This window comes from Prauserella salsuginis (assembly GCF_024648885.1).
GTDB lineage: Bacteria > Actinomycetota > Actinomycetes > Mycobacteriales > Pseudonocardiaceae > Prauserella > Prauserella salsuginis.
Genome location: NZ_JANBBF010000014.1, coordinates 147,287 through 172,819, shown reverse-complemented (window position 1 = coordinate 172,819; position 25,533 = coordinate 147,287). Strand labels below are relative to the sequence as shown.

Sequence of the window (25,533 nt, the reverse complement as noted above, 5' to 3'; positions counted from 1 at the left end):
GAGTCCCGGGCAGCGCCCGACGGCACGGCTCCACCGCCCGGTGTTGCTGCGTCCCCGGCCCACGGTGACCGGTCGTGCGGTCGTGTTCCGTTCCGGACGAGGAACTGGAGGGCGGCATGACCGAACCGACCGTGGCCGTGATCGGTGCCGGGGTGTCCGGGCTGACCGCCGCCTATCTGCTGAGCCGTCGTTACCGAGTAGTGCTGTTCGACGCCGACGATCGGCTCGGCGGCCACGCCCAAACGCACGACGTCGTCGCGGCCGGTGGCAGGGCGATCGCGGTGGACAGCGGATTCATCGTGCACAACGATCGCACCTACCCCAATCTGACGCGCCTGTTCGACGAGCTCGGGGTGTCCACGCAGGGCACGGAGATGTCGATGAGCGTCAGCTGCGTCGAATGCGGACTGACGTATGCCGGCGCGAAGGGTTTCGACGGGCTGTTCGCGGAGCCATCGAACCTGGCTCGCCCGGCTTACCTACGGCTGCTCGCGCAGGTACGCAGGTTCCACCGGAGCGCGAACGAGCTGCTGGACGTGGGCGCTGATGACCACCCGACACTCGGCACCTTCCTCGCCGACGGCCGCTACTCGCGCTACTTCGTCGACCATTTCGCGGTTCCGCTGGTGTCCGCGGTGTGGTCGGCCGGGCCGGACACCAGCCTGCGGTACCCGGCCCGCTACCTGTTCGAGTTCCTGCGCAACCACGGCATGCTGTCGGTCGGCGGGTCGCCCGCCTGGCGCACCGTCGTCGGTGGTTCGCGGAGTTACGTCGATCGCATCGGCAAGCAGCTCCCGGCGGTGCGAGTGGCCACACCGGTGCGCTCGGTGCGGCGGTCCGCGCGCGGAGTCGACGTGCGCGACGGGAGCGATCGGGTACACGAGGTCGCCCACGCGGTGATCGCCACCCATGCCGACGACGCGCTGGCCATGCTCGCGGCACCGACGCCTGCCGAACGGGAGGTGCTCGGTGCGTTCGAGTACTCGCAGAACCAGGCCGTGCTGCACACCGACGCGCGACTGGTGCCGTCGTCCCGGCGTGCGCGGGCGTCGTGGAACTACTGGAAACCTTCGTGTGCGGCGGGGACGGACGAGGTCCGGGTCAGCTATGACATGAACAGGCTGATGCAGCTCGCCGAGCCCGAGGACTACATCGTCACGCTCGGCGATGTCGGGCGGGTCGACCCGCGGACGGTCATCGCCGCACCGACCTATCGACATCCGATCTACACCCGTGATTCCGTCGCCGCGCAGCGCAGACTTCACGAACTCGGCGACGATCGCGTCAGCTTCGCAGGTGCGTACCACGGCTGGGGATTCCACGAGGATGGCTGCGCCTCCGGGGTACGGGTCGCCGAGAACCTCGGTGCGGGATGGGGTTCGCCGTGACCGCGCCCGCGCTCTACGACGCCGTGGTGACGCACACCCGCCATACCGGCCTAGTCCGTTCGTTCCGCCACCACCTCTACGTCTGGCTCGTCGACCTGGACCGGCTGCCGCGGCTGCCGTGGTGGTTGCGCCCGTTCGCCGGCTTCGACGCGCGCGACCACCTCGGAACGAAAGGCGAACCGATCCGCCGCGACCTCGATCGGTGGCTCGCCGCTCACGGCGTGCACCTGGAGGGCGGCCGGGTGCTGATGCTCGCGCACGCCAGGGTGCTGGGTCACGTGTTCAACCCGATCACGGTCTACTGGTGCCATTTCCCCGACGGCGAGCAGGCCTGCGTGGTCGCGGAGGTGCACAACACCTACGGGCAGCGGCATCGCTATTTGCTGTCGCCGGACCCGGGCGGCCGCGCCGAGGCGGACAAACAGCTCTACGTGTCACCGTTTCTGCCCGATCACGGCCGCTATCGCATGCGGCTGCCGCGGCCGGGCGAGCGGCTGGCGATTCGGATCGAGCTGGGCGACGCGGGGAAACGGTTGCTCAGCGCCACCATGACCGGGACCCGCAGCCCCGCGACCGAACGTGTACTGGTGAGCATGCTGCTGCGCAGACCGCTTGTGCCGCAACGGGTTTCCACATCGATCCGTCGCCACGGCGTGGCGCTGTGGCTGCGGAGAGTTCCGATCACCCCGCGCCGTCCACGGCGCCGTCAGGAGAACCGATGAGTACCACCGACGCCGGACCCCACAACGCTGGATTCCATGAGGTTTCCTCCGACACGGTTGCCGCGCGACCGATGTCGCCGTGGCAGGACGTTCCCTGTGCACCGCACGCGCCGTTGCGTGCCGCCGCGGCCGGCAGGCTCTTCCGGCACGCGGTCCGCAGGCTGCCGGTCCGCATCGCACTCGCGGGCGGGGAGCGGCTCGGCGCAGGCGGTCCCGCGGCGCCCCTGATGCGCATCGAGCGGCCGACGGAGTTCTTCCATCGCCTCGGAGTGGACGGCAAGATCGGTTTCGGGGAGGCGTATCTCGCCGGGGACTGGTCGAGTCCCGAACTCACCGAGCTGCTGACCCGGTTCGCGGCGCAGTTGCCCAGCCTGGTCCCGGCGCCGTTGCAGGTCCTGCGGCGTTGGGTGGACGCCACGCGGCCGGAGTCCGAGCGCAACACCGTTTCCGGCGCACGCAGCAACATTCACCGCCATTACGATTTGTCCAACGAGTTCTTCGCCGGCTTCCTCGACGAGACGATGACCTACTCGGGTGCACCCCTCGAGCCCGGCGGCGACCTCGAAGCCGCACAGCTGTCAAAACTCGACTCGATGCTCGATCTGGCGGGAGTCCGGGCGGGCACGAGGATGCTGGAGATCGGCACCGGGTGGGGGTCCCTGGCGATGCGCGCTGCGCGCCGCGGTGCCAGGGTCACGACCATCACGTTGTCGGAGCAGCAGCGGAGACTCGCCGTCGAGAGGGTGCGGGCCGCTGGATTGGGCGACGTCGTCGATGTGCAGCTCCGCGACTACCGGGAGGTCGACGGCCGCTACGACGCCGTGGTCAGCATCGAAATGATCGAGGCGGTCGGCTGGGAGTACTGGCCGTCCTACTTCGCCACGCTGGACCGGCTGCTGGCTGACGGCGGCCGGGCGAGCGTCCAGGCGATCACGATGCCGCATGATCGGTTGCTGGCAACTCGCGACTCATACACCTGGATCCACAAGTACGTCTTTCCGGGCGGGCTGCTGCCCTCGGTGCGGGTTGTGGAACGCAATGTCGAGGTGAACACCGGTATGACCCTGGCCGAGCGGCGCTGCTTCGGGCCCGGCTACGCGGAGACCCTGCGGTGCTGGCGGGAGCGGCTCGCCGAGCGGCACGCCGACGTCGCCGAGCTCGAGCTGGGCGAAGCGCTGCCGCGGGTGTGGGAGTTCTACCTCGCATACAGCGAGGCGGGCTTCCGCTCCGGTTACCTCGACGTCTGGCAGTTCGGCCTGCACAAGGCCGCACGTCGCTGAAGAATGTTCGAGCGGCGTGACAGACGTCGCGGAGATGGGAGTTGATCGGTGTGGACGAGGAGCCGCAACGCGCCGAGCGGCCGCCGGGCTGGTCGGCCGACCCGCAGCCGGCCCCGGACGCGCGCGCCCTGCTGGCCGAGGTCGCCAAGGGCGACGAGGCGGCGTTCGACCAGCTCTACGAGGTGATCGCCAGGCCGGTTTTCGGGCTCGTGCGGCGCCTGCTCCGGAACGCCGCGCAGTCCGAGGAGGTCACCCAGGAGGTGCTCGTCGAGGTGTGGCGCACCGCGACGCACTATCGCCCCGACAAGGGCAGTGCGATGACCTGGGTGCTGACCCTCGCACATCGTCGCGCGGTGGACCGGGTGCGATCCGAACAGTCTGCGGCCGACCGCGAGGCCAAGGTGGGTTCCCGGTCCGGTGCCCGGGCATTCGACGAGGTGAGTGAGTCTGTGCTCGGTCGCCTGGAACAGCTCCAGGTGCGCCGGTGTATGTCCACATTGACCGAGCTGCAGCGGGAATCGGTGCTGCTGACCTACTACCGCGGATACACCTACCGGGAGGCGGCCGAATTGGTGGGATCGCCGATGGCCACGGTGAAGACCCGCCTACGGGACGGGCTGATCCGCCTGCGCGATTGCCTGGGGGTGGGCTCATGAGCACCGAGATGTCGAGTCTCACCGGCGCCTACGCCGTGGATGCGCTCACCGGGCCGGAACGCGCCGAGTTCGAGCACCATCTCGCCGAATGCGAGGAGTGCGCGCAGGAAGTGCGGGAGCTGCGGGAGACGGCGGGTCTGCTCGGCGTCGCCGCCGCCGAGGAGCCACCTGCGGAGCTGAAGGGCCGGGTATTGCACGAGATCGCACACACCCGGCAGGAACCGCCGATGGCCGAACCGGTGCCGATCGGCACCCGGAAGAGGCGGGAGGCGTCCCGGTGGGGGACGCGGCTGGCGGTGGCCGCCTCGGTGGTCGGGATCGGACTGGCCGCCGTGTTCGGTGTCGCCGCGTGGCAGTCGCAGCAGGAACTCGACCAGGCGCGGCAGCGGATCGAGCAGGCGGGTACGCGTGGTGCCGAGATGGCCCGCGTGCTGCACGCCCCGGACGCCCGGGTCATCCATGCCTCCGAGGGAGGAGCGGTGGCGACCGTGATCGTGTCGGCCGACCTCGGCAAAGCCGTGTTCATGAGTGAGCACATGCCCGCCGCGCCCGAGGACAAGGTGCACCAGCTCTGGGCCATCGACGAGCAGGGAGCGACCTCGATGGGTGTGCTGACCGACGGCGACGTGCCGGTCACGGCGGACATGCCCGGCGGTACCGCGAAGCTCGGTGTGACGACCGAACCCACGGGCGGGTCGCCACAGCCGACCACCGACCCGTTCATGTTGCTGTCCCTGCGCGCCTGAACCGGAAGGGTCTTCCTACGATGCGGACCTCGATCGCGCTGTTCACCCGAGATCTGCGCGTCAGCGACAACCCGATGCTGTATGCCGCTGTGGCCGGGGCCGACAGGGTCGTGCCGTTGTTCGTGCTCGACCCGAAGCTGCCCACGCCGCCGAACCGCGCGGCGTTTCTCCTCCGATGCCTGACCGACCTGGACGATGCGCTTCGGGACCTGGGCGGGGCGCTGATCGTGCGGCACGGCGACCCCGTCACGGAGGTGTCGCGGCTGATCGCCGAGCACGGGGTGTCAGATGTGCACGTCTCGGCGGATGTCAGCGGTTACGCCCAGCGCAGGCAGGGCCGACTGGAGGCGATACCCGGCGTCGGCGTACACGTCCACGAAACGGTCACCACCGCCGCGGCGCCCGGCTCCCTCACGCCTACCGGTGGAGGTGATCACTTCTCCGTCTTCACACCGTATCTGCGGCGGTGGCAGACCGCGGCGAGCCGGATTCCGCTGCCGCCGCCGTCCCGGATCACGATTCCGGAGGTCGAATCGGCGGGATTCCACGACGTCGCGTCCGGGGAAGGGCTGCCCGCTCCGGAGCTCGCCGAGGGCGGGGAGCGAACCGGCCGCGCGTTGCTGTCCGAGTGGGTGGACGGTCCGGTGGCCGGCTACGCCGACGGGCGTGACGACCTGGCGGGCGACCGCACGTCCCGGCTTTCCCCACACCTGCACTTCGGCACGCTCTCGCCGGTGGAGGTGTTGTACCGGGTGGGTCGGGACTCGCAGGGAGCGCGGGAGTTCGGCAGACAGCTCGCCTGGCGGGACTTCCACCACCAGATGTTGGCCGCCCGGCCACGTACCGCGCGTGAGGACTACCGGCCCCGCGGTGACCGGTGGCGTGATGCACCCGAGGAACTGGCCGCGTGGCGGGAAGGCCGCACTGGCTATCCGATCGTCGACGCCGGGATGCGCCAGTTGCTCAGGGAAGGCTGGATGCACAATCGTGCCCGCATGATCACGGCGAGCTTTCTGACCAAGACCCTGTATGTGGACTGGCGGGAAGGAGCACGGCACTTCCAGCAGCATCTGGTCGACGCCGACGTGGCCAACAACCAGCTGAACTGGCAATGGGTCGCCGGTACGGGGGCCGACACGCGGCCGAACCGTGTGCTCAACCCGCTCCGGCAGGCGATGCGGTACGACCCGTCGGGCGACTACGTGCGTCGGTACGTTCCGGAGTTGGATTGCATTCCGGGCGCTGCGGTGCATGAACCGTGGAACCTGCCCGTACCCGAACGCAGGGCGCTGACCTACCCGGGCCCGGTTGTCGACCTCGCGGACGGCAGGCAGCGTTTCCTGTCCGCCCGGAACGCCTGAGAGGCGGACGTCCCGCCGGATCGGCGACCACGGCGGGCAGTGTCTGTGCGCAGCCGTCGCGATCTGCGGGGCCGTTGTTGGCCCGGTTCGACCGGGGGTGCCCTCTAGAGTGGTGAGCATGCGGATCGAGGTGCTCGGCCCGGTTCGGCTCGTCACCGACGCGGGAGATCCGGTCGACGTGCCCGAACGTAAGCTGCGGCTGCTGTTGGCGTCGCTCGTCGCTGCGAACCGCGAGCCGGTGTCGGCCGATGCGCTGATCGACCGGCTGTGGAGCGACACGCTCCCGGCGAACCCCAGGAAGGTGCTGCGCGCCAAACTGTCCCGGCTTCGCACCCTGCTGGACGAGGCGAAGCCCGGTGCCCGCGACCTGCTGACGCACCACGCAGGAGGCTATCGCCTCACCGGCGACTCCGAGATCACCGACGCTGCCCGGTTCAGGGAGGCGGTCGAACACGCGCGGCGCATGCAGCACTCCCAGCGGCGGGTCGAGGTTCTCACCGAAGCGGTGGGGCTGTGGCGCGGCGAGCCGTACGGCGACGTCGCGGAGGAGGTCTGGCTGGCCCCGACGGTCGCGCAGCTGAAGGAGCGGCGGGGCGACGCGGTGGAGATGGTGGTGGAGACCCTGGTTCGGCAGGGTTCGCCGGAGGAGGCGATCGGCTTCGCCGGCCGAGTCGCCGACGACTACGCGACGCGCGAAGGACTGATCGGCGCGTTGATGCTCGCCCTGTATCAGGCCGGCCGACAACAGGAGGCGCTGGCGACGTTCGAGTCGCTGCGCCATCGCCTCGCAACCGACCTCGGCGTCGATCCGGGGCCGCGTATCCGCGAGCTCCACGGCCGGATTCTGCGACAGGAACCGGCGCTCCAGCGGCAGGAGCCGGAAACGGCCACACCATCCGGTACGCGCCGGTCCAATCTGCCCGCCGAGACCGCATCGCTGATCGGACGCCGTCGCGAGGTCGAGCAGACGACGGCGTTGCTGGGGCGGTCCCGGTTGGTCACGATGACCGGCATCGGCGGTGTCGGCAAGACCAGGCTCGCGCTGCACGTGGCCCGGGAGCAGGCGGAACGGTTCGAACGCGGCGTCTGGTTCATCGATCTGACGCAGTTGAGCGCGACGGCCGGGCAGCAGTTCGGCTCGGGCGAGCGCATCGCGGCCCTGGTGGTCGATGCGCTGGAACTTCCCGTCCAGACCACGGACGAGGGCGCGCTCGCGCGACTGCGGGAAGCACTCGGAGCGCGGTCGGCGCTGCTGGTGCTGGACAACTGCGAGCACGTGGCCGACGAGGCCGTGGCCCTCGCCGGCGAGTTGCTGCGCCACGTGCCGGGGGTGCGGCTGCTGGCGACCAGTCGCGAACCGCTCGGCCTGCCGGAGGAACAACGCTACGACGTTCCCGCGTTGAGCACCGAGCCACCCGCAGACGGCGGCGCCAGTGCGGCGATGGAGTTGTTCGTCGCCAGGGCCAGGGCTGGTGATCCGACCTTCAGCCTCGACGACGGCGCGTTCGATGCCGTCGCCGAGCTGTGCCGCCGGCTGGACGGGCTGCCCCTGGCGCTGGAACTGGCCGCCGGCCGGATTCGTGGTCTGCCGGTGCCGGAGCTGCTGCATCGCCTCAACGACCGGCTGAACCTGCTGCGCCGCCCAGGGCGAGCGATGCCCCGGCGGCAGCAGACCCTGCGCGGAATGATCGACTGGAGCTGGTCGTTGCTCAGCGGGCCCGAGCAGGTCGTGCTGCGCCGGCTCGCCGTCCATCCGGGAACGGTGAGCCTGGCTGCGGCCGAGGCGATCTGTGCCGACGAACCCGGCGAGCAGCTCCTGGAACGGGCGAGCACGGCGGATCTGCTGACCGGGCTCGTCGATCGCAGCATGGTCACCACCGTTCCCGCGGAAACGGGGATGCGTTACGGGCTGTTGGAGTCGATCGCCGCCTACACCGCGGAGAAGCTCGACGAAGCGGGTGAACGTGCCGCGGTCACCCGTCGTCATCTCCGCTACCACCTCGACCTGGCTCGCGAGGCGGACCGGCATCTGCGCGGTCCGCGGCAACGACGGTGGCTGACCGAGCTCGAGGCCGAACGTCACCAGTTGCGACACGCGTTCGATGCAGCCGTGAACGCGGGCGACGGTGGTAGCGCCGCGGCACTGGCCGTGCGGACCTTCTGGTACCAGTGGATCGCCGGACATCAGTCCAATTTGGAACACGATCTGACCGTGGCGACCGCTCTCCCGGGCCCTAGGGACGACACCCACGCAGCGGCGGCCACGCTCGCGGCGTGCCTGAGCGTCCATCGACAGCCGGGGCAGGAGGCACGCCGTGTCGAAGAGGCTCTCGGGCTCTTCCACGACGATGTCGCCCGTGCGCAGGTGCAGTGGTTCGCTGGTGCGTCACTGCTGGCCGTCGGCGTGCGTGAGGCAGGGGAGAAGCACATCGAGGAGGCCATCGCGATCCTGCACGCTCGTGGGTTCGAGTGGGACGTAGCCGTGGCGGCGAGTCAGCGGGACTGGTTCGCCGTGAGCATGTGGGGTGCCGAGCCGTGGGGTCTGCCGGACGGTCGCGACCCGGAAACGGTGCTGCGCGCAGTCGGCGACGGCTACGGTCTGTCGCAGGTGTTCGGTGTGCAGCACCGCATCGCCGAACTGAACGGCCAGCATGCGCGTGCCGCCGCGGCCGCCGAGCGTGCACTCGACATCTGCCTCGACCTGGACCTGCGGGTCGAGGCTTCCTACTGGTTGAGTGCGACGGCTGTCGCTGCCGTGCACTCCGGCGACGTCACGCTGGCCGAAGAACGCTTGGCAGCGGCGAGGTCGATCTCATCCGACATCGCCGATGCACACGGCCTGCAGTTCGCCGATTTCGCGGAGGCGAACGTCGCACGCTTCACCGGAGATCCGGCGACCGCCCGAATTCTGCTGGATCGCTGGCTGACCGGCGCCGGGCCGACGGCCTCCCACGATTCCGCGACGCACTTCGAACGGGGTTTCCTGGCGGTCCACGAGGGGGACACGGCCCAGGCGGAGGACGCCTTCCGCCGCCTGGGCGCATTGCTGGTTCCCGTTACCGACGTACCTGCGACGGCACGGCTCTTGGAGCTGGGGGCGGCGATACACCTGCTCCGTGACGAGGCAGAGGTGGCCGCGGGACTGCTGGGAGCAGCCGCCGCGCTCCGGACCCGGGTGGGAATCGAGCCCTCGGCCCCGGAACGCGAGGACATCGACCGGGTGCGCGCCGGGGTCCACGAACGACTCCCCGAGCAACGCGCTGCTGCCGCCTTCCGCCGAGGAGAAGCGTGCGAGCCCGCCTCACAGCTGGACGCGGTCATCGGCCCGCTCGTCTCCGCCGGCCGCCCGTGAGGGACGACTGCCCAAGGCCAGGACGAGTATTGCGCTGATGCCGACGGTGGCAGCACCGACAACCGGATCGGGCCTTCGTTCGTGGACAAGACGGTCTCCTCACGTGGTGGGTTCGAGAGCTGCGCTCGTCGACGCGGCGGAAGGGGAGGGGGCCGGGTCGTGTCGCGGACGGTCCGGGTGTGCGGTGTCGTCGGTGCTGGCATCCGGCTCGTCCGGGGCCGTATCCAGCCGTGCCCCGCGCAGGCCGCGGACCACGAGCACGATGGTGGCGATGCCGAGCACCACGGCGGTGCCGTAGGCGGCGACCGTGCCCCAGGACAGTGCGTCATGGGCTGCGGTGAGCAGAGCCTGACCGTCGGCGCCGCCGAGGTCCCCGGCGACGGCGACCGCGCTCCCGGGGTTCTGTGCGGCGGTGTCGAGTTCCGCTCCGGTGAGACCGTCCGCTGCCCCCGCCGTCAGCACCCGGCCGAACACGGCCATGGCCAGACTGCCGATGAACGCCATGCCCAGCGCGCCACCCAGCCCCGCACTGATGTCCTGCACGGCCACGGCCGAGCCGGTGCGCTTGGCCGGCGCGGCGGTGACGATGAGCTGGGCACCGAGCATCATCAGCGGCGTCACTCCCAGCGAGACGACGGTGGTGCCGGTGATGGACAACCAGGTCTGCTGTGTGCCGCCGGCGATCGACCAGATGACGGCCATCGCTCCGACCAGCGCCAGACCCACCCCCGATGCCATCAGGCGTGCCGGTTCGACCCAGCGCGCCAGTATCGGTGTCACAGCGGTACCGAGGACGGCGGCGATCCCCGGAGCGGCCAGCAGCAGGCCGAGCCGGTCGGTCGGCACCCCGGCCACGATCTGCAAGTACTGCAACAGGAGGAAATCCACCGCTACGAAAGCCGCTGAGGACAGTACGAAGGCGATCGCCGTCACGCGAAGTGTGCGGATGGCGAAGAGGCCGAGATCCAGCAACGGGTTGGCGAGGCGCCGTTGTCGGCGGACGAACCATGTGCCGAGCACGAGGCCGACCAGGGTGGCGAGCACGTAGGGCACCGCCGGCCCTCGGTCGGCGATCTCCTGCAGCCCGAACACCACCAGAATGACCGCACCCATGGACAGCACCACGCTGGTCATGTCGATCCGTTCGGCAGTGGTTCGTCCGCCCTTGGGGAACACCCACGGACCTCCCAGCAGGACCACGGCGGCGACCGGCACGTTGATGAGGAACACCGAACCCCACCAGAAGTGCTCGAGCAGCATGCCACCCATCGGCGGGCCGAGTGCGCTGCCCGCCGAGAACGTCCCCATGAGCACCGCGAAGGCGATACCGAAGTGCCGGGAGCCGCCGAACAGCGAACGCAACATCGAGATCGCCGCAGGGGAGGCGGCCGCTGCGGCCAGTCCGATGAGGACTCGCGCGGTCAGCAGCGTCTCGGCGTCGGGTGCGAACGCCGCCAGCGTCGATGCCGTGCCGTAGAGCACGATCGCGACGAGCAGCAGGGTGCGTGGTCCGATCCGGCCGGTGAGCCAGCCCATCGCGATCACGAAGCCGGCCGCGACGAACTCTCCGATGTGCAGGATCCACAGCGTCTGTGTGGTCGAAGGCAGGAGGTCGGCGGTGACGGCCGGCATGGCCAGGAACATCACGGTGAAGTCCGTGGCCATCATGAACAGGGGCAAGGCGAGCAGGGCCAGGCCGGTCCAAGCCCGCCAGGTAGGGCGTGCCGAGGTGGACGTCGTCGTGCTCATCGAGATCAACTCCAGGAGTGCGGCGCGGAGCCGGGCCGTCGGGTCCTATTCGGACGCCGCGAACGGGTAGGGCCGCCCGGTGCGGGCGTCACGCAGCGCCTGTGCCCACCAGGTCAGCTGATCGAGGAAGCCGCGGGCGAGTTCCGCGGTGCGTTCGGCGTTCACGGGGCGGCCGTCGTGGTCGAAGACCTCCCAGAAGTTGGCGAACATGATCGAGTCACGGAGCGGAACGCTGTGGAACTCGGTGAACACCCCGCGCAGCGCGTCGATGGACTGCAGGCCGCCGGTGATGCCGCCGTAGGAGACGAACCCCACCGGCTTGAGCTGCCATTCGTCGTAGAACCAGTCGATGGCGTTCTTCAGCGAAGCCGGGTAGGCGCGGTTGTAGACGGGTGTGACCACGACGAAGGCGTCCGCCGAGGCCAGCCGCTCGCCCAGCGCGGCCACCGGTGCGGGCGGGGGAGCATCGGGGTCGTTACCGCCCAGGACGACCGGCAGGTCGTAGTCGGCCAGGTCGACGACGTCGACCTGCAGGGCGTCACGCTTGCGGGCATGGTCGGCGATCCAGTTCGCCGGGGTGGGGCCGAACCGGTCCGCGCGGATGCTGCCCACGATCACGGCGAGTCGCGTGGGGGCGCCCGTCCGGTCGGCGGTGTCCTGGTCGGTCGTGCTGGTGGTGGTCATCGGAATCGACTCCCTTTCGGTCGGGCTGTGGTGTGTCGATCCCGATCGTCGAAGGGAGGGGCTCCGGCAGGGTTTCGGAAAGGCTTCGGCCCACGCCGCGGTGCCGGCCGGGGCAGTGTCGACCGCCGGATACGTGTCGTCCGCCGGATGCGTCGACCGGGTTCTCACCCATGTCGCCGGGCTGCGGCGGACGTCGCCGGACGGGGTGGAATCACCCGAGTGCTGGGGGTGCCGTCAACGGGCCGCACCGGACCGTGCTTGTCGGCTACGAGCCGGCGACGCTATGACGTCCCGCGTGCAGGACATGCGAACGGATGCCCCCATTCAACGCCGGCCGAACGGCCAGTGACGAGTGGGGGCAGGACACGCGAGCCCGAGTGCAGGACACGCGGGGCCGAGTGCAGGACACGCGGGGCGAGAGCTCAGCACTTCTCCTTCGGGACGTAGCCCTGCTCGCAGGCGTACTCGAGCTGCGCCTCGCCAGCCGTGTCGCCGCGGCCTCGCCCGCCGGGGTCGAGATGCCCCTGGTACTCCTTGCAGTCCGGGTTGAACTCGCCCGCCTCGACGGCCCGCTCCCCGCAACCGGGTCCGGTGTCGGTGTCGCCCGCGCGGGCCGAGGGACCGCCCGGCGACGTCCGCGGCTGTTGCGAATGCGGCGCCGAGCCCGACGGCGGTGCCGCGGACGCGGACGTGCGGGACGTCGGTGCGGGGTTCGGGTCGTCCGTGCACGCGCCTGCTCCGGCCAGCACGACGGCAGGCAGCAGGAGTGCCGGTACGAGTCGTGCCCAGGTCGTCATTCACCCATTGTGGGTCCACCCGACGGAGGATGTCGGTGCGGGTGTCCGCCGCCGATTGAGTACCGCGGCGCTCACCTGCAGCGCAGCCCGTTCATTCCGGCGCAGGGCGTCCGAGGGAGCGGGGTGTTCAGGACCGGAGCGCCTGATGTGAAACCCCTCGTTCGGGCGATGTCGGCGGCGTGAACGGCAGCTCCGCCCACACGACCTTGCCGTGGTGGTCGATCTGGTCGACGCCCCAGTCGTCGGCGAGAGCCGCCACCAGCAGCAGGCCACGACCGTGGTCGACGTCGGGTCCAGGGTGCAGCACGACGGGACGCCGTGGGTCGGTGTCGGACACTTCGATGCGCAGCCGCTCCGACCTGGCGTGCACGCGCAGTCTGCACGGCGGGCTGCCGTGGATGACGGCGTTCGTCGCCAGCTCGGTGACCAGTAGCAGCACGTTCTCGCGCGAGGACTCGTCGCCCGCGCCGAGCGCGGCGTCCACGGCGTGGCGGGCGTCGGTGGGTCCCCTGAGGTTCATGTCCAGTGCGATGTCGACTACGAGGGTGTCGGCCGCGACGCGGCTCTGCTCAATCATCATCGTCAGCCCCGTCGGCTCGGTGGTTCTCGCCGTGGATGAGGCGGAGTCGACCGGCGGGTGGAACACCCGGTGTCCGGTGACTCCGCCGATCGGGCGTCGACCGCGGAATCGTTCACAACCTCCGTGTGCCCTCTGTCGTGGATCGGTACACGCACCCGGACGAACTTCTCGCATTGCGCTGCATGGGTGACACCCACAATGGCTACGACGAGACATCTTCGCTGGCAGCGGGCATAGTGGAAGCCGGCTTGTTCGGAGGTGAGTCCCGGTGAGCGTCGAGCGTGAGCTGAGCGGTCCGCTCAGCGCGGAACTTGCCAGGGCGGTGCGTGCGGGGCGGCTGCCTGCCGATGCGTGGGCGGTGCTGGCCGAGGTGCTCGAGAGTCTGGACCCCGCGGTGCCCGTCGGGCACGTCGTGGAGTCATTGACCGACATCGTGCCCGGCGAACTGGGCGAGGCCGAGCTGCCGTCCCAGGAGGTGCGCGCCCCTGCCCGTGGCAGCCGCGATCGGGACCTGCGGTGGCGGCTGGCCGACAAGCCCATGGTGGGGTCGCCCTCACGTGACGACATCGACCGCACGGCCTTCTTGGACGAAGTCAGCCGTGCCTCCGCGACGTCGCTCAACAGTGCCGAGATGCTCTCCCAGATCTCGGCACTCGTCCAGTCGCACCAGCTCGCCGACATCACGCGCGTGTGGCGCTCGACCGACGACGGTCTGCGGTGCGTGACGCCGTCGTCGGGTGACGCGCGCCCCGACCTCACCGCCCAGCAGGCGTTGATCACACGACGGTCCGTTCGTACCGGATCGAGCAGGCTGAGCGTGCCGCTGCTGGCTGGCCGCCACGCTCTCGGGGTGTTGGATCTTGAGCGCAGGCACCGCGGCTTCACCTCCGACGACATCTCGCTCGCGCACGCCGTGGCGGGCCGTACCGCGCTCGGCCTGCGCAACGCCTACGAGTACGAGCGGGAGCACGAGCTCGCGGAGCGGCTGCAGTACGCGATGCTGCCGGCGCTGGCCGAATTGGACGAGTTCGACATCGCAGCGCGGTATCGGTCGTCGACCCGCGGTGTCCACATCGGCGGTGACTGGTACGACGCGTTCAGCCGTTCCGACGGGACGGTCGTGCTCACCGTCGGCGACGTCACCGGGCACGGGCTCGACGCGGCCGTCGTGATGGGCCAGCTGCAGAACGCGCTGCGCGCCTACGCACTGGAGGGGCACGGCCCGGCCTCGTCGCTGCGGCTCGTGCACGAACTGCTGCGGGAGGGCCGCGGCTCGCTGTACGCCACGGCCGTCGTGGTCGAGGTGCAGCGGCGCAACGGAATGATCCGGTGGGCGAGCGCGGGGCATCCGCCGCCGCTGGTGCAGGACGCCTCCGGCGACGTCGTGTATCTCGACGCCGATCACGGTCCGATGCTCGGCATCGACCTGACGCCGTCGATACCCGAGCACCGGCGTTCCCTGACGTCGGACTCGTCCGTGGCGCTGTACACCGACGGCCTCATCGAGCGCCGCAGGAGCGACATCGATGCCGGGATGGCGCGTCTCGCTGCGGCGTTCGAGCGGTGCGGCGATGGCAAGGTCGACGAGCGCACCGACAACGTGCTGCACGAGATGCTGGGCGGCACCGATCACGACGACGACGTCTGCCTGCTGTTGTGCCGCTGGCTCGGCCCGTCCTGACGGCCCGTGGTGCGCCGATCGCCCACCGCCGCGGCCGCGGGCGGGTCCGTGACTGCCGGCCGCCGTGTCGAGGTTCATCACACAGGCTAGGTTTTTAACTTAGGCTTGCCTATCTTGGTCGACATGTCTGGAACACTGCCCGGTCCCTACCGGATGTCCCGCCGCGGCCTGTTCACCGGTGCCGCCGCGCTCGCCGCCACCGGATTCCTGTCCGCCTGCGGCCCCAACACCTCGGACGACGAGAACGGCGGTGGCGGTTCGGGCGGCTGGTCGTTCACCGATGATCGCGGCGAGAAGGTCACCCTCGACCGCACGCCGACCCGCATCGCGGGCCTCAACGACGCCATCGCCTCCCTGTGGAACTACGGCATCGTGCCCGTCGCGTCCTTCGGCTACACCGGTCTCGACGCCGACGTGAACTTCGACGACAAGGACACCTCGAAGGTCACCGAGGTCGGCGCCACCTACGGCGAGATCAACCTGGTGCGCCTCGAGGCGCAGAAGCCGGATCTGATCATCACGCACGCCTACCCCGAGGACGACTCCGGCAAGGTCGACCCGAAGAAGCCGCTGTACGGCTTCAAGGACCTCAAGCAGCAGGAGGATGCCGCGAAGATCGCACCCATCGTGGCGCTGTCGATGACCGGCTCGGCCGACAAGGTCGTCGAGCGCACCACCCAGTTCGCGAAGTCGCTCGACGCCGATCAGAAACTCCTCACCGAGAAGAAGCGCGAGTACGACTCCGCGCGCGACCGGCTCCGCGAGGCCGCGTCGTCCGGCCTGACCGTCATGGCCGTCGCGGCGTACGAGACCGACGGCGTCCACATCGCCAAGGCCGAGGACGATCCGGCGCTGCGCAGCTACACCGAACTCGGCGTGAAGTACCCCGACCCCGGCGGCGACACGTACTACTGGCGCCAGGTGGCGTGGGAGAACATCACCGATTTCCGCACCGACGTCGTGCTGTACTCACTGCGCGCGATGAGCGGCGACGAGATGCTCAAGCAGCCGACGTTCGCGAACATGCCTGCCGCCGAGGCGAAACAGGTCTACCCGTGGGAGTTCAGCGCGATGGACTACGTCGCGCAGGCCGCCACGATCAACCGCCTCGCCGAGAACCTGGAAGGCGCCCGCAAGGTCGTCTGACACGTCTCGTGGTGGGTCCCCGGTTGCGGTGGGCCCACCACGACGGCGACTGCGGCGTCACGCCGGGCGGCCGCCGCACGCCGGCGTCACTGGGACGACGTGTTCTTCGGCCCGGGCGAGGGGCGCTGTGCCGGGGTGCTCGGAGTCGTCGTCTCGCTGGACGAGTCCGACGAGTCCGACGAGTCCGATGAGTCCGCTGCCTTCTCCGATCCCGCGGCCGCATCGTCCGAGTCGGTGCCCGCGTCGCCGGAACCCGCCGCGTCCTCGCCGGACGTCGCGTTGTTCGTACCGACCTTCACGGGCTGCTGCGTCGGCCGGGTGGCCTCGGCGTCCCCGGAACCGTCCGACGAACCGGACGCCGCGTCGCCCGCGGCACCGTTCCCGGTGGCGTGCGAGAGCTGGACGGCGTTAGCGGTCTTGGCCGCGTCGAACGGCGCAGTCAGCGACTCGGGCAGTTCCGAGAGCTCGGTGTCCTCGTCGTCGACGGGATCCAGTGCCGACTCACCAGCGTGCAGCGCATCCTCCGCCGCCTTGAGTCGGGCGCGTGCCTCGTTGCGGATCTTGGTGAGCCGTTCGACGACCCCGTTGGCCTCGGCCGTCCGGCGCTCGGCGTCCGCGGTCGCGTCGTCGACGAGTTTCTTCGCCTTGGCCGTTGCCTCGTCCACCATGCGCTTGGACTCGGTGGTCGCTTCGGCGATCCTGCGCTCCGCGGCGTTCTTGCTGGCTTCCTTCGTGTCCGCGACGTGCTTCTCGAGCGCGGCCTTCTCGGCGGTCATCTTCTTGTCGAACTCGCGCTCGATGGTGCGGCGCTTCTCCTCGGCCTCGCGGTCGAGCCGCTCCTGCCGCTCGGCGGCCTCCGAGGTCATCTTCTGCACGTCGGCCTTCGTGGCCGCCAGCGCATCGGTGTGCTCGCGCTGCAGCTCCTCCGCGTGCTGGTCGAGGGTCTCGACCAACTTCATGTAGCGCTCGTGCAGCTTCTTCGAGACCTCGCCGCTCTCGGCCCACGTCTTCGTGGCGGCTTCCTCGGCGCGGCCCACGATCTCCTCGGCCCGCGTGTTCGCGAGGTCGACGGAACGCTGCATGCGCTCGTCCAGATCCTCGGGCCGCTCCGGCGGCTTCTTCAGCTCCTCGACCCGGTTCTGCAGTCGGGTCACCTCGCGGCGGGCGTTCTCGAGCTCGCGGGACAGCGTCGTGAGCCGGGCGTTCGCGTTGTCGCGGTCGGCCACGATCCGCTGCACCTGAGCCTCGAGGTGCTCGACGTACTGCAGGACCTGGGCGCGGTCGAACCCGTGCCACGCCTGGCTGAATTCCCGCCGCAGCGGCAGCAGTCGGTTGTCGTGCTCGGAAGCCATACTCAAGACCGTACCTTTGCGAGCGCCGGCTGTGGTGACAGGACACCTGGCCCGGTGTCTCGCGGCGGCGACCCGGCCGCGGGCCGCCGCCGCGAGCGCTCAGACGGGTTCGGCGATGACGACGCGGTTCTCCTCGTAGCCGGTCGTGCCGCCCTGCCAGTTGCCGCCACAGGTGACCAGTACGGCGCGGTGCCTGCCGCTCTGCCCGAACAGCTCGCTCGCCCGCGCGGGCACCTCGTCCTTGTCCAGCGTCAGAATCCGCGAGACCTCGTAGCGGAACTTCTTCCCGCCGTCGTCGGCGATGGTGACGCGCTCGCCGACTCGCACCTGCCACAGCTCGGAGAACGGGCCTTCCCTGCCCTGCCAATTGACGTGCCCCGCGAAGACGCTGGCACCACTCGGGGCGCCGAGCCCTGCGCCCCACCACGTGGCCTCGCCGAGATTCTCGGGGACGGGCAGCACAGCGTCGGGGCCGAGCTCGTGGCGGACGAGCGCCGCCGATCCGCCGTCCGGCAGCAGGATCGTCCCGGGGCGTTGACCGCTCGGCGCGGGCGTCACGTCCGGTTCGGGGTCGCGATCCCGTTCCTCGCCCGATTTCGGTTCGTCACGGGATGTCGCGTTGTCGTCCGGTTCTTCCGATGTTGTCGGTTCCGACTGCTTTGCCCCGGTCTGCTGCCGTTGCACGGTCTTCCGCTCGGCCGCGGGCTCGGCGGTACCGGCGACGGCGTCGGTGGGCGGCATCAACACCGCCGCGCCCACCAACGCCTGCGCCACCAGTACCGATGCCGCGCCCAGTAGGTAGGCGGAGACCCGCTCGCGCCTCGCCACGTCAGTCCCCGGACAGCTGCCGGCGACGCACCAGGAGTCCGGATGCGACGGCCACCGCGAGCGCCAGTCCGCCCATGCCGACGAGCGCACCGGTCGGCGTCGACGTCGTCGTCGGACTCTGTGCCGTCGGCTGGCCCTGTTCACCGGCGGGGATCACGGTCGGCACCTGGTCGGCCTTGTTGCTGATCGTCAACTCGAGCGTGCCGCCGGGCTGTACCTTTCCGCACGCCGACGGTGGATTGTCCGGATCGAACGCGTCGGCGTAGCCGTTCGGCGGGCTGACTTCGATGACGCAGATCCGCTGCGGCGCGCTCAGCTCGTCGACCGTGGCGGCGCCGCCGTCGCCCTCGGTCGTCACCACGGCGGGCTTGCCGTCCTCGCCGACCAGCGGCTTGCCGTCGTCGCCCTTGGCCGCCGATTCCTTGTCGCCTGCGGTGATGCGCAGTGGGACGCCCGCGATGCCCTTGTCGGACTCGGCGTCGACCTTCGTGACCTCGACGCCGCCGGGAGCGTTCTTCGCCGTGCCCGTGGCCGAGGCCGTCAGCTCCTGCTCCCCTCCGGTCGAGACCACTCGCTGGGTGTTCGCGGTGACCGGGTCCTGGACGTACGGCCGTGCGGCAGGGGCCGACATCGTGGCCGTCACCGAAGGCTCCTCGGCCTGCGGCGTGACCGGGAACGTGGCGGTGCCGTCCTCGCCGGTCGTCACGTCGGCCCGCTCGCCGCCGACCTGCGCGCCCTCGGCGGACAGTGTCACCGGAACGCCCGGCACGCCCTTACCTGCGGCATTGGTCACGGACACGGACCATTCGCCCGCCTCGCCGATGGTCTGCTCCTGTTCCGGAGCGGTGACCTCGGCCGTCCAGGGACCGCGGTTCGCGTTGGCGTCGGCGCGGAGGCGTTCCACCGCGTCCTTCGCGCCCTGCGGAAGCTTCGCGAACTGCCCGTCGACGTTGTAGGCGATCCGGTCGAACGGCAGGTTCCGATCGAGGTCGGCGGGCGTGCGCGGGGCGGCCGTCCACGAGTGCAGCAGGTGGGCGAGAGCGGCCGCCTCGTCGGCGTTCTGCGTGTCGCCGTAGCGCAGCAGCAGGTACGAGATGTTCGCGGCCGTGTCCTCCGGGATCTTCTCGCCCCACTTGGTCAGCAGCTCGTCACCGGGCCGGTACTGCTCGCCCGAATCGGGTGCCTTCAGCGCGAACTGCACGCAGAACACCTGCTTGCCGCCGACGACATAGGAGCCGAGCCAGTCGCTCTCGCGGTCCTGTCCGCCGTAGGGCTGGCCCGGCGTCGTGGTGTGGCCGTTGCCCTCCTTCACTTCGGCCGAGGCCGCGGGAGCGACGACGACCAACGAGAACGAGGCGAGTGCGACCGCCACGAGCAGTCGCACCGCCACGGCGGCGCGCCGGGTGAAGCCGCGGCGAAGCACGGCGGCCGATAACAGCGAGCCTGCGGCGCTCTGCGCGCCGGCGGGGTCGGCAGAGCCTCGGCTGCGGGAAGGGCGCAGGGTAGGCGCCACGAGAAGTCCCCCTAAGGTCACAAAGGCGCCCCGCCGTGCACCACACCCCCAGAGGCGGCCGAGCGTCCCGGTCGGGGCTCGTCGAGGTGACCCCGGTCGACTGCTCGGTTGGTACAGCTACTCGCGCGGTACAGCTACTCGGGCGGTACAGCGGGCACGCGTTCGGTAATCGGTCGGATACGGCTCGTGATACTCGCTGCCCGCTGCGCAACCGGCAATCGGCCACTTGAGTGGACCTGCTTGGATCGCAGTACACGATGTTCCCCACGTCCCTACCACCCTTCCCGGGGATCGTGGGTAAAGTCGGTTTTACCGACCTACGGGAACCGGCCGGCGAGCCCGGTCGTTGTACCGGTGCAAGGCCAGTAGATCCAGGAGGATCAGTGCGAACCTCAAGCAACCCCGCCTTCCGCAACCTGCCGCAGGGCGCGGCCGGTCAGGCGTCGTACGCGGGTTTCCAGCAGCCCCAGGGCGGCGTCCCCGGCTACGGAACCCCACAGGCCCCCTCGGGCGAGGCCGACCGCCCGATGACGGTCGACGACGTCGTCATGAAGACCGGCGCCAGCCTCGGCGTGACGCTGCTCATCGGCATCATCACTGCGATCTGGGCCCAGGGGCAGATCGCGGCCGGCTCGATGGGTGCCGTCACCGGCGCCATGATCGGCGGCATGATCGTCGGCCTGATCCTGGCCCTGGTGATCATCTTCAAGCAGATGGTCAGCGCGCCGATGACGCTCGCCTACTCGGCGGCCGAGGGTGTGTTCCTCGGTGCGATCAGCGGCGTGTTCGAAATGATCGTTCAGGGCGTCGCCCTGCAGGCCGTCGTCGGCACCGCCGCGGTCTTCGTCGTGATGCTGGTCGTCTACAAGACCGGCGCCGTGAAGGTCACGCCGAAGTTCCGCAAGTGGATGATCGGCGCCATCGGCGGTGTCGCCGTCCTGATGCTGTTCAACCTCGTGATGAGCCTGTTCGGCGTCAACGTCGGCCTGCGCGACGGCAGCACCATGGCGATCATCTTCAGCATCGTCTGCATCGGCGTGGCCGCGTTCAGCTTCCTGCTGGACTTCGACATGGCCGACCAGGCGATCCGCCAGGGCGTTCCCGCCAAGTTCGCCTGGTACGTGGCCTTCGGCCTGATGACGACGCTGGTCTGGCTGTACCTGGAGATCCTGCGCCTGCTGACCTACCTGCAGAGCGAATAGCTCCCGCCACGTCTCCCTCCTGCGGCAGTCGCCCGGCCGAATCGGCCGGGCGACTGCTGTCGTTCAGGGGGTGTACCGGGGAGGTCGCGGGCCCTGGCGCGGTCCGGTCCGGCTCGGCGAGTGCCGTACAACACCACCCGGATGTCCGCCGACGAAGGTAGGCATCCGGTCGAGTGAGCGCCCACGGGTTCCGGTGCTTCCGACGAGCCCGGCCCCGGCGCACCCGGCCCCGAGCCGGAGCCCGCTCGGCAAAGACCCGGCTCGCGGCGAGCGCGCCCCTGCGGAGCCGGCTGTGAAGGGGAGAGCCGGCCGTGAAGCCCTGCCCGCGAAGCCCCCTGCCCGTGGCGAGTGCGCCTCGGGCGAGCCGGCCGCGCAGCCCTGCCCGCGACGAAAAGCGGCTCGCGACGAAGCCCTGCCCGCTACGGAAAGCGGCCCCCTGGTGACGGTCACGCCACCAGGGGGCCGCTCTTCGTCGGCGCCGCTCGAGTTGCGCCGCTGCGTCAGCTACGCAGAGCCGCTCAGATCATGCGCTTGGCGCCGGAGAACTCGTCGTCGGTGTCCCATTCCTGCCAGTCGACGATCGACACCGACTCGGACGCGTTGGGCGCGTGGATCATCTTCCCTTCCCCGATGTACATGCCCACGTGGTGCACGCGGCCGACTCCGCCGGGCTGGGCGAAGAACAACAGGTCACCGGGCTGCAGATCCTCGACGGCGACGTCCTGGCCGTACTCGGCCTGCGCCGACGAGTCCCGCGGGATCGACACGCCGTGTGCCCGGTGGACGCTGTAGGTGAAGCCCGAACAGTCGAACCCGTACGCGGACACACCCGCCCACAGGTAGCGCAGGCCCAGGAACTGCTTCCCGGTGGCGACCAGGTCCTCACCGGTCGGCGCGGCGGGCTGCTCGCCCTGGTCGTGCACGTCGACCGCGTCCTGCTCGAGCCACGCGCGCGAACCGTCCGGCAGAGCGACCCGCACCGCTTGCGGGGTCTCGGCGAGCACGGGAAGTCGCGTGTTGAAGCTGATCTCCGACAGCGGCTGCGCGCCGGCGGGGGTGCCCGTCAGCCATGTCTTGTCGCCGGTCACCTGCGCCCACGGACGGGTGTCGACCAGGGCGTCGAACTTGTCGTTCTCGACGAGCTGGTCGACGGGCATCCAGCCGGGGTAGCCGCGGTCGTCACGCGGGGTGTCCTGTCCCTCGACCACGACGTGGGCCCAGTCGCCGTCGACCTCGGTGACCTCGACCCCGGAACCGAGCACGGCTTGCGTCTCGAGTTTGCCGGTGAGCCAGCGCCGCGTCTCGGTGTCGGCCATGTTCCGGTTCCACTGGTCCAGGTCGACCGGGTTGGTCAGCGACGGTGCGTCGACCGGCCGGTCCAGCCCCGGCTCGACCCACAGGGTCGCGGTGGTCACGTCGACGAAGGCGTGGTCACCCGCTTCGATGCCGTGTCCGTGTGCAGCCCCGTGCGGCGTGGCTGCCGCTGTGCCGGCGCTCGCGCCGACCAGCCCCGTGACCAGCAGTGCGACCGTCGTTCTGCGGAGGTTCATTCCTGTTCTCCTTTCACCCATGGAGCGAAACCGATTCCCGGACCGGGATGGAGATGCATCTCGCTGCCGCGCAGGGTGTAACCGCCGCTGAGGTCGGGGTCGTCGATCCACTCGGCCGAATCGAGGTCGACGAGGGTGACCGCGGGATGGGCGGCTGCGAGGTGGGCGGCCGCCGCGATGGAGATCCTCGGCTCCATCATCGCGCCGACCATGCATTCGATCCCGGCTGCGCGTGCGATGTCGGCGATGGCGAGTGCCTCGTCGATCCCGCCGCACTTGGCCAGCTTGATGTTCAGCAGGTCGGCCGCCCGCCGCTGCACGATCTCCAGCGCGCTGTGCGGCGAGGACACCGATTCGTCCGCCATGACCGGCACGTCGACCGCGGCCGTCACCGCGGCCATGCCCGCCAGATCGCGGCTGGCGACCGGCTGCTCGACCAGCTCGAGGGGGATCCCGGCATCCTCGATGGCCCTGATCACGCGGATCGCCGATTTCACGTCCCAGCCCTGGTTGGCGTCGAGGCGGAACCGCACGTCCGGCGCGGCCTCCCGGACCGCGCGGAGCCGGTCCAGGTCGGCGCGCCAGTCGTTGCCGAGCTTGATCTTCAGCACGTCGAAGCCGTCGCCGACCGCTTCGACGGCGGCGTCGGCCATGCGCTGCGGAGTGTCGAGGCTGACCGTCATGTCGGTGCGCAGTACCGTGGCGGTGTCCCCACCGAGGGCCTCGGCCAGCGGCACGCCGAGCGTTCGGGCCCACGCATCGTGCAACGCCACGTCGGCCGCCGCCTTGGCCGCGAAGTTCCCGACGCAGGACCCGGCGATGCCCGCCGCGACCTCACGCCGTCCGGTGCTGGCCCGTTCGGTCAGGGCCTGTTTCACCGGCCCGTTCAACACCGCCAGTACCGAATCGACGGACTCGCCCGTGACGCCGAGGGACTGGCCCGCCGAGCCATGGCCGACGGTCCCGTCGGCCAGCTCGATCTCCACGAGCACGCCGAGCATCGTGTCGACACGTCGACGAGCCGTGATGAACGGGCGCGTCAGCGGCGCCGAATAGGGCCGCGCCCGCAGGGCCGCGACAGCGGGCAGCACCTCAGATCACCCCCAGCACGTTCACCGTCGCCAGGCCGACGAACGTGCCCGAGAACGCGCCGATCAGAGCGAAGAGCACACCCACCGGGACCATCTGCCGGTGGAAGGCACTGGCCACGACCGGCGCGGAGGCCATGCCGCCGAGGTTGGCCGTGCTGGCCACCGCCAGGCTCGCCAGTTCGGACTTCGTGAGCTTGGCGTAGACGACCATGACAGTCGCGTGCACGATCAGTGCGATCACGCCGATCAGCAGGTACAGCGGCGCCTCTGCCAGCGACGAGAAGTCGGAGCCGGAGGCGATGATGCCGATGATCACGTACAGCATCACCATCGCGAGCTCGGACGAGCCGGCCGTCCTGCCGAACCGGGTCGAGGCGATGACGAGGCCGAGCACGCTGACGATGAGGATCGTCCACGTGGTGCCGGTGACGACGTCGCCGAGCTCCGGAAGCAGACCGCCGACCCAGGTCGCGAGCGCGGACACGAGCAGACTGAAGCCGATCAACGTCATCAGTGACGTCAGGTCGATCGACCGTTCCTGCTCGTCGGCCGCGTGTCCGTCGAAGTTGATCGCCTTCGCCTTGGCCCACTGGTTGAACCGGTCGGCGACGCCCACGGAACTGAACATCACCAGCAGCCACAGTGAGTAGAGCACCGTGTCGACGATGAGCACGTAGCCGATCAGCGTCTCCGGTGCGTCCACGATGGACTGCACCGCGACCAGGTTCGCCGAACCACCGGTCCACGACGCGGCGAGCGCACCGAGTGCCTTGTACGCCTCGCCTTCCAGCGTCGCCTGGAAGATCAGGAACGCGATGACGAATCCGACCGCGATGCTGAGCGCCGAGATCACGAACGTCAGCAGGAGTTTCGGACCGAGCTTGATGATCTTGCGGATGTCGCATTTGAACAGCAGCAGCAGGATCATCGCCGGCAGCAGCGCGTCCTTCACCGCGTCGCCGGTCGCGTCGACCGAATCGGACTCGCCGAACACGCCCACCGTGTTCAGCAGCGCCGCTCCGAGGTAGAGCAGCACGAAGCCGGGTACGTACTTGAGGAACCGGTACTGCCTGCGTTGGGTGACGTAGACGATGACCGCGGCCAACCCCAGTAGCACACCGAGATAGAGGAACCCGTCCGTAATCATGTTCGCGTCGCCGCCGTCCTTTCTTCCTTACACGCAAAAAAAGTCGGAAACACACGCCCGACCGAGGTGGTCGGGTGCGTGTTTCCGACTGGGTCCGGCCCGATCAGGGGCCAGGCAATCGCTGGGTCTTACGGAGACGTCAGCCGGCGGTGAGACCGACCGCGCTGCGGTACTTGGTCGCGGCGTGGTGCAGTGCCGCGATCAAGGCTCGCTGCGACGAACCGTGATAGCGCGCGGAGATGCGCTCCGTAAGAAGACCTTCCTCCGTGATGCACTCTCGAACGAACAAGCCTTTGACGAACCGGTTCGTCAGGGCCAACGTCGCCGAGCACTCGGCATCAAGGATTCGGTGTGTGTCCGGGTCGATCTCGAAGGCGATGAAGAACAACCCGTACTGGTTGGTGATCGGGTTGTTCGAGGGTGCTTTGGCCTCGCCCGTGACGAAGACCGACGTGGACATGGCGAGACATTAGGACAGGGCCACCGTCTCCCGGTAGTCCTCGCAGGAGCTCACCGGCAGACGTTACTCAACCGTCACCTGCACCCGCATGCACGCTGCCGCGCAACATGCATGCGGGAGCAGGACTCATGGGGAAGTGACGAAGTCGCTTTCGGCCCGGCCGTCCCCTCGCGCCGCCGCAGGTTCCCAGCACGCCCCCGGCAAGGACAGCCCCGACGTGGTGAACTGGACATTCATGAGTCGGTGAT

20 protein-coding genes and 1 pseudogene are annotated in these 25,533 nt (G+C 69.7%); 10 read left to right on the top strand and 11 right to left on the bottom strand.

The window, feature by feature from the left end; genetic code table 11:
- The first annotated feature begins 116 nt into the window (after nt 1-116).
- From LY40_RS23335 to LY40_RS23305, 7 genes are all read left to right on the top strand, one after another.
- The gene (locus LY40_RS23335) at nt 117-1,388 is read left to right on the top strand and encodes an NAD(P)/FAD-dependent oxidoreductase (RefSeq protein WP_258938146.1); all 1,272 of its coding nucleotides are present in this window, start codon (nt 117-119) and stop codon (nt 1,386-1,388) included.
- On the top strand, nt 1,373-2,110 hold the full coding sequence (locus LY40_RS23330; RefSeq protein ID WP_307877106.1) for a DUF1365 domain-containing protein: 738 nt from the start codon (nt 1,373-1,375) through the stop codon (nt 2,108-2,110). The genes LY40_RS23335 and LY40_RS23330 overlap by 16 nt, the downstream gene beginning before the upstream one ends.
- Before the next feature lie 71 nt (nt 2,111-2,181).
- On the top strand, nt 2,182-3,390 hold the full coding sequence (locus LY40_RS23325; RefSeq protein ID WP_183785459.1) for an SAM-dependent methyltransferase: 1,209 nt from the start codon (nt 2,182-2,184) through the stop codon (nt 3,388-3,390).
- Between the two features lie 50 nt (nt 3,391-3,440).
- Complete coding sequence (gene sigK, locus LY40_RS23320) at nt 3,441-4,046, top strand: ECF RNA polymerase sigma factor SigK (protein WP_258938236.1); 606 nt, start codon at nt 3,441-3,443, stop codon at nt 4,044-4,046.
- Nucleotides 4,043-4,792 (top strand): anti-sigma factor, encoded by a 750-nt coding sequence (locus tag LY40_RS23315; RefSeq protein ID WP_258938144.1) that lies wholly within the window; start codon nt 4,043-4,045, stop codon nt 4,790-4,792. Before sigK ends, LY40_RS23315 begins: the two co-directional genes overlap by 4 nt.
- A 20-nt stretch (nt 4,793-4,812) precedes the next feature.
- Nucleotides 4,813-6,153 (top strand): cryptochrome/photolyase family protein, encoded by a 1,341-nt coding sequence (locus LY40_RS23310; RefSeq protein WP_258938143.1) that lies wholly within the window; start codon nt 4,813-4,815, stop codon nt 6,151-6,153.
- 118 nt (nt 6,154-6,271) lie between these two features.
- The gene (locus LY40_RS23305; protein WP_258938142.1) at nt 6,272-9,505 is read left to right on the top strand and encodes an ATP-binding protein; all 3,234 of its coding nucleotides are present in this window, start codon (nt 6,272-6,274) and stop codon (nt 9,503-9,505) included.
- A gap of 99 nt (nt 9,506-9,604) precedes the next feature.
- Here the strand turns inward: LY40_RS23305 and LY40_RS23300 are convergent, their stop codons facing one another.
- The 4 genes from LY40_RS23300 to LY40_RS23285 form a co-directional block, all read right to left on the bottom strand.
- The gene (locus LY40_RS23300; RefSeq protein ID WP_258938141.1) at nt 9,605-11,254 is read right to left on the bottom strand and encodes an MFS transporter; all 1,650 of its coding nucleotides are present in this window, start codon (nt 11,252-11,254) and stop codon (nt 9,605-9,607) included.
- Between the two features lie 45 nt (nt 11,255-11,299).
- Nucleotides 11,300-11,938 (bottom strand): NADPH-dependent FMN reductase, encoded by a 639-nt coding sequence (locus LY40_RS23295; protein WP_183783091.1) that lies wholly within the window; start codon nt 11,936-11,938, stop codon nt 11,300-11,302.
- 422 nt (nt 11,939-12,360) lie between these two features.
- Nucleotides 12,361-12,735, bottom strand: coding sequence for a hypothetical protein (locus tag LY40_RS23290; protein ID WP_183783093.1), 375 nt, complete (start codon nt 12,733-12,735; stop codon nt 12,361-12,363).
- Nucleotides 12,736-12,862: 127 nt separating this feature from the next.
- On the bottom strand, nt 12,863-13,315 hold the full coding sequence (locus tag LY40_RS23285; protein ID WP_258938140.1) for an ATP-binding protein: 453 nt from the start codon (nt 13,313-13,315) through the stop codon (nt 12,863-12,865).
- Nucleotides 13,316-13,583: 268 nt separating this feature from the next.
- Here LY40_RS23285 and LY40_RS23280 point away from each other — a divergent pair, with 268 nt between their 5' ends.
- Together LY40_RS23280 and LY40_RS23275 are read left to right on the top strand one after the other, a co-directional pair.
- Complete coding sequence (locus tag LY40_RS23280) at nt 13,584-14,996, top strand: PP2C family protein-serine/threonine phosphatase (protein ID WP_258938139.1); 1,413 nt, start codon at nt 13,584-13,586, stop codon at nt 14,994-14,996.
- 123 nt (nt 14,997-15,119) lie between these two features.
- Entirely contained in the window at nt 15,120-16,142 is a 1,023-nt protein-coding gene (locus LY40_RS23275; RefSeq protein WP_228726016.1) for an ABC transporter substrate-binding protein, read from the top strand.
- A 443-nt stretch (nt 16,143-16,585) separates the two neighbouring features.
- Here the strand turns inward: LY40_RS23275 and LY40_RS23270 are convergent.
- The 3 genes and pseudogenes from LY40_RS23270 to LY40_RS23260 form a co-directional block, all read right to left on the bottom strand.
- Nucleotides 16,586-17,494, bottom strand: a pseudogene (locus LY40_RS23270) (cell division protein DivIVA); the annotation flags it as partial.
- Between the two features lie 99 nt (nt 17,495-17,593).
- Entirely contained in the window at nt 17,594-18,322 is a 729-nt protein-coding gene (locus LY40_RS23265; protein WP_258938138.1) for a class F sortase, read from the bottom strand.
- Between the two features lies 1 nt (nt 18,323).
- Nucleotides 18,324-19,745 carry an MSCRAMM family protein gene (locus tag LY40_RS23260; RefSeq protein ID WP_258938137.1) on the bottom strand — a complete coding sequence of 474 codons (1,422 nt, stop codon included), beginning with the start codon at nt 19,743-19,745 and terminating at the stop codon, nt 18,324-18,326.
- 473 nt (nt 19,746-20,218) lie between these two features.
- Between LY40_RS23260 and LY40_RS23255 the strand changes: the two genes are divergently transcribed.
- Entirely contained in the window at nt 20,219-21,037 is an 819-nt protein-coding gene (locus LY40_RS23255) for a Bax inhibitor-1/YccA family protein (RefSeq protein WP_258938136.1), read from the top strand.
- Between the two features lie 518 nt (nt 21,038-21,555).
- Here the strand turns inward: LY40_RS23255 and LY40_RS23250 are convergent.
- The 4 genes from LY40_RS23250 to LY40_RS23235 form a co-directional block, all read right to left on the bottom strand.
- Entirely contained in the window at nt 21,556-22,587 is a 1,032-nt protein-coding gene (locus LY40_RS23250; RefSeq protein WP_258938135.1) for a C40 family peptidase, read from the bottom strand.
- A complete protein-coding gene (locus LY40_RS23245) occupies nt 22,584-23,678 on the bottom strand; it encodes a dipeptide epimerase (RefSeq protein WP_258938134.1) in 1,095 nt (364 codons plus the stop codon). The genes LY40_RS23250 and LY40_RS23245 overlap by 4 nt, the downstream gene beginning before the upstream one ends.
- 1 nt (nt 23,679) lies before the next feature.
- The gene (locus tag LY40_RS23240; RefSeq protein WP_258938133.1) at nt 23,680-24,825 is read right to left on the bottom strand and encodes a DUF819 family protein; all 1,146 of its coding nucleotides are present in this window, start codon (nt 24,823-24,825) and stop codon (nt 23,680-23,682) included.
- A 139-nt stretch (nt 24,826-24,964) separates the two neighbouring features.
- On the bottom strand, nt 24,965-25,285 hold the full coding sequence (locus LY40_RS23235) for a DUF3870 domain-containing protein (protein ID WP_183783105.1): 321 nt from the start codon (nt 25,283-25,285) through the stop codon (nt 24,965-24,967).
- Nucleotides 25,286-25,533: the final 248 nt, after the last annotated feature.

What these genes read in the sequence shown, in the direction of transcription:
- LY40_RS23335 (WP_258938146.1), top strand. Translation starts at nt 117, where the DNA reads ATGACCGAACCGACCGTGGCCGTGATCGGTGCCGGGGTGTCCGGGCTG.
- LY40_RS23330 (WP_307877106.1), top strand. Translation starts at nt 1,373, where the DNA reads ATGGGGTTCGCCGTGACCGCGCCCGCGCTCTACGACGCCGTGGTGACG.
- LY40_RS23325 (WP_183785459.1), top strand. Translation starts at nt 2,182, where the DNA reads ATGTCGCCGTGGCAGGACGTTCCCTGTGCACCGCACGCGCCGTTGCGT.
- LY40_RS23315 (WP_258938144.1), top strand. Translation starts at nt 4,043, where the DNA reads ATGAGCACCGAGATGTCGAGTCTCACCGGCGCCTACGCCGTGGATGCG.
- LY40_RS23310 (WP_258938143.1), top strand. Translation starts at nt 4,813, where the DNA reads ATGCGGACCTCGATCGCGCTGTTCACCCGAGATCTGCGCGTCAGCGAC.
- LY40_RS23305 (WP_258938142.1), top strand. Translation starts at nt 6,272, where the DNA reads ATGCGGATCGAGGTGCTCGGCCCGGTTCGGCTCGTCACCGACGCGGGA.
- LY40_RS23300 (WP_258938141.1), bottom strand. Translation starts at nt 11,254, where the DNA reads ATGAGCACGACGACGTCCACCTCGGCACGCCCTACCTGGCGGGCTTGG.
- LY40_RS23295 (WP_183783091.1), bottom strand. Translation starts at nt 11,938, where the DNA reads ATGACCACCACCAGCACGACCGACCAGGACACCGCCGACCGGACGGGC.
- LY40_RS23290 (WP_183783093.1), bottom strand. Translation starts at nt 12,735, where the DNA reads ATGACGACCTGGGCACGACTCGTACCGGCACTCCTGCTGCCTGCCGTC.
- LY40_RS23285 (WP_258938140.1), bottom strand. Translation starts at nt 13,315, where the DNA reads ATGATGATTGAGCAGAGCCGCGTCGCGGCCGACACCCTCGTAGTCGAC.
- LY40_RS23275 (WP_228726016.1), top strand. Translation starts at nt 15,120, where the DNA reads ATGTCTGGAACACTGCCCGGTCCCTACCGGATGTCCCGCCGCGGCCTG.
- LY40_RS23250 (WP_258938135.1), bottom strand. Translation starts at nt 22,587, where the DNA reads ATGAACCTCCGCAGAACGACGGTCGCACTGCTGGTCACGGGGCTGGTC.
- LY40_RS23240 (WP_258938133.1), bottom strand. Translation starts at nt 24,825, where the DNA reads ATGATTACGGACGGGTTCCTCTATCTCGGTGTGCTACTGGGGTTGGCC.
- LY40_RS23235 (WP_183783105.1), bottom strand. Translation starts at nt 25,285, where the DNA reads ATGTCCACGTCGGTCTTCGTCACGGGCGAGGCCAAAGCACCCTCGAAC.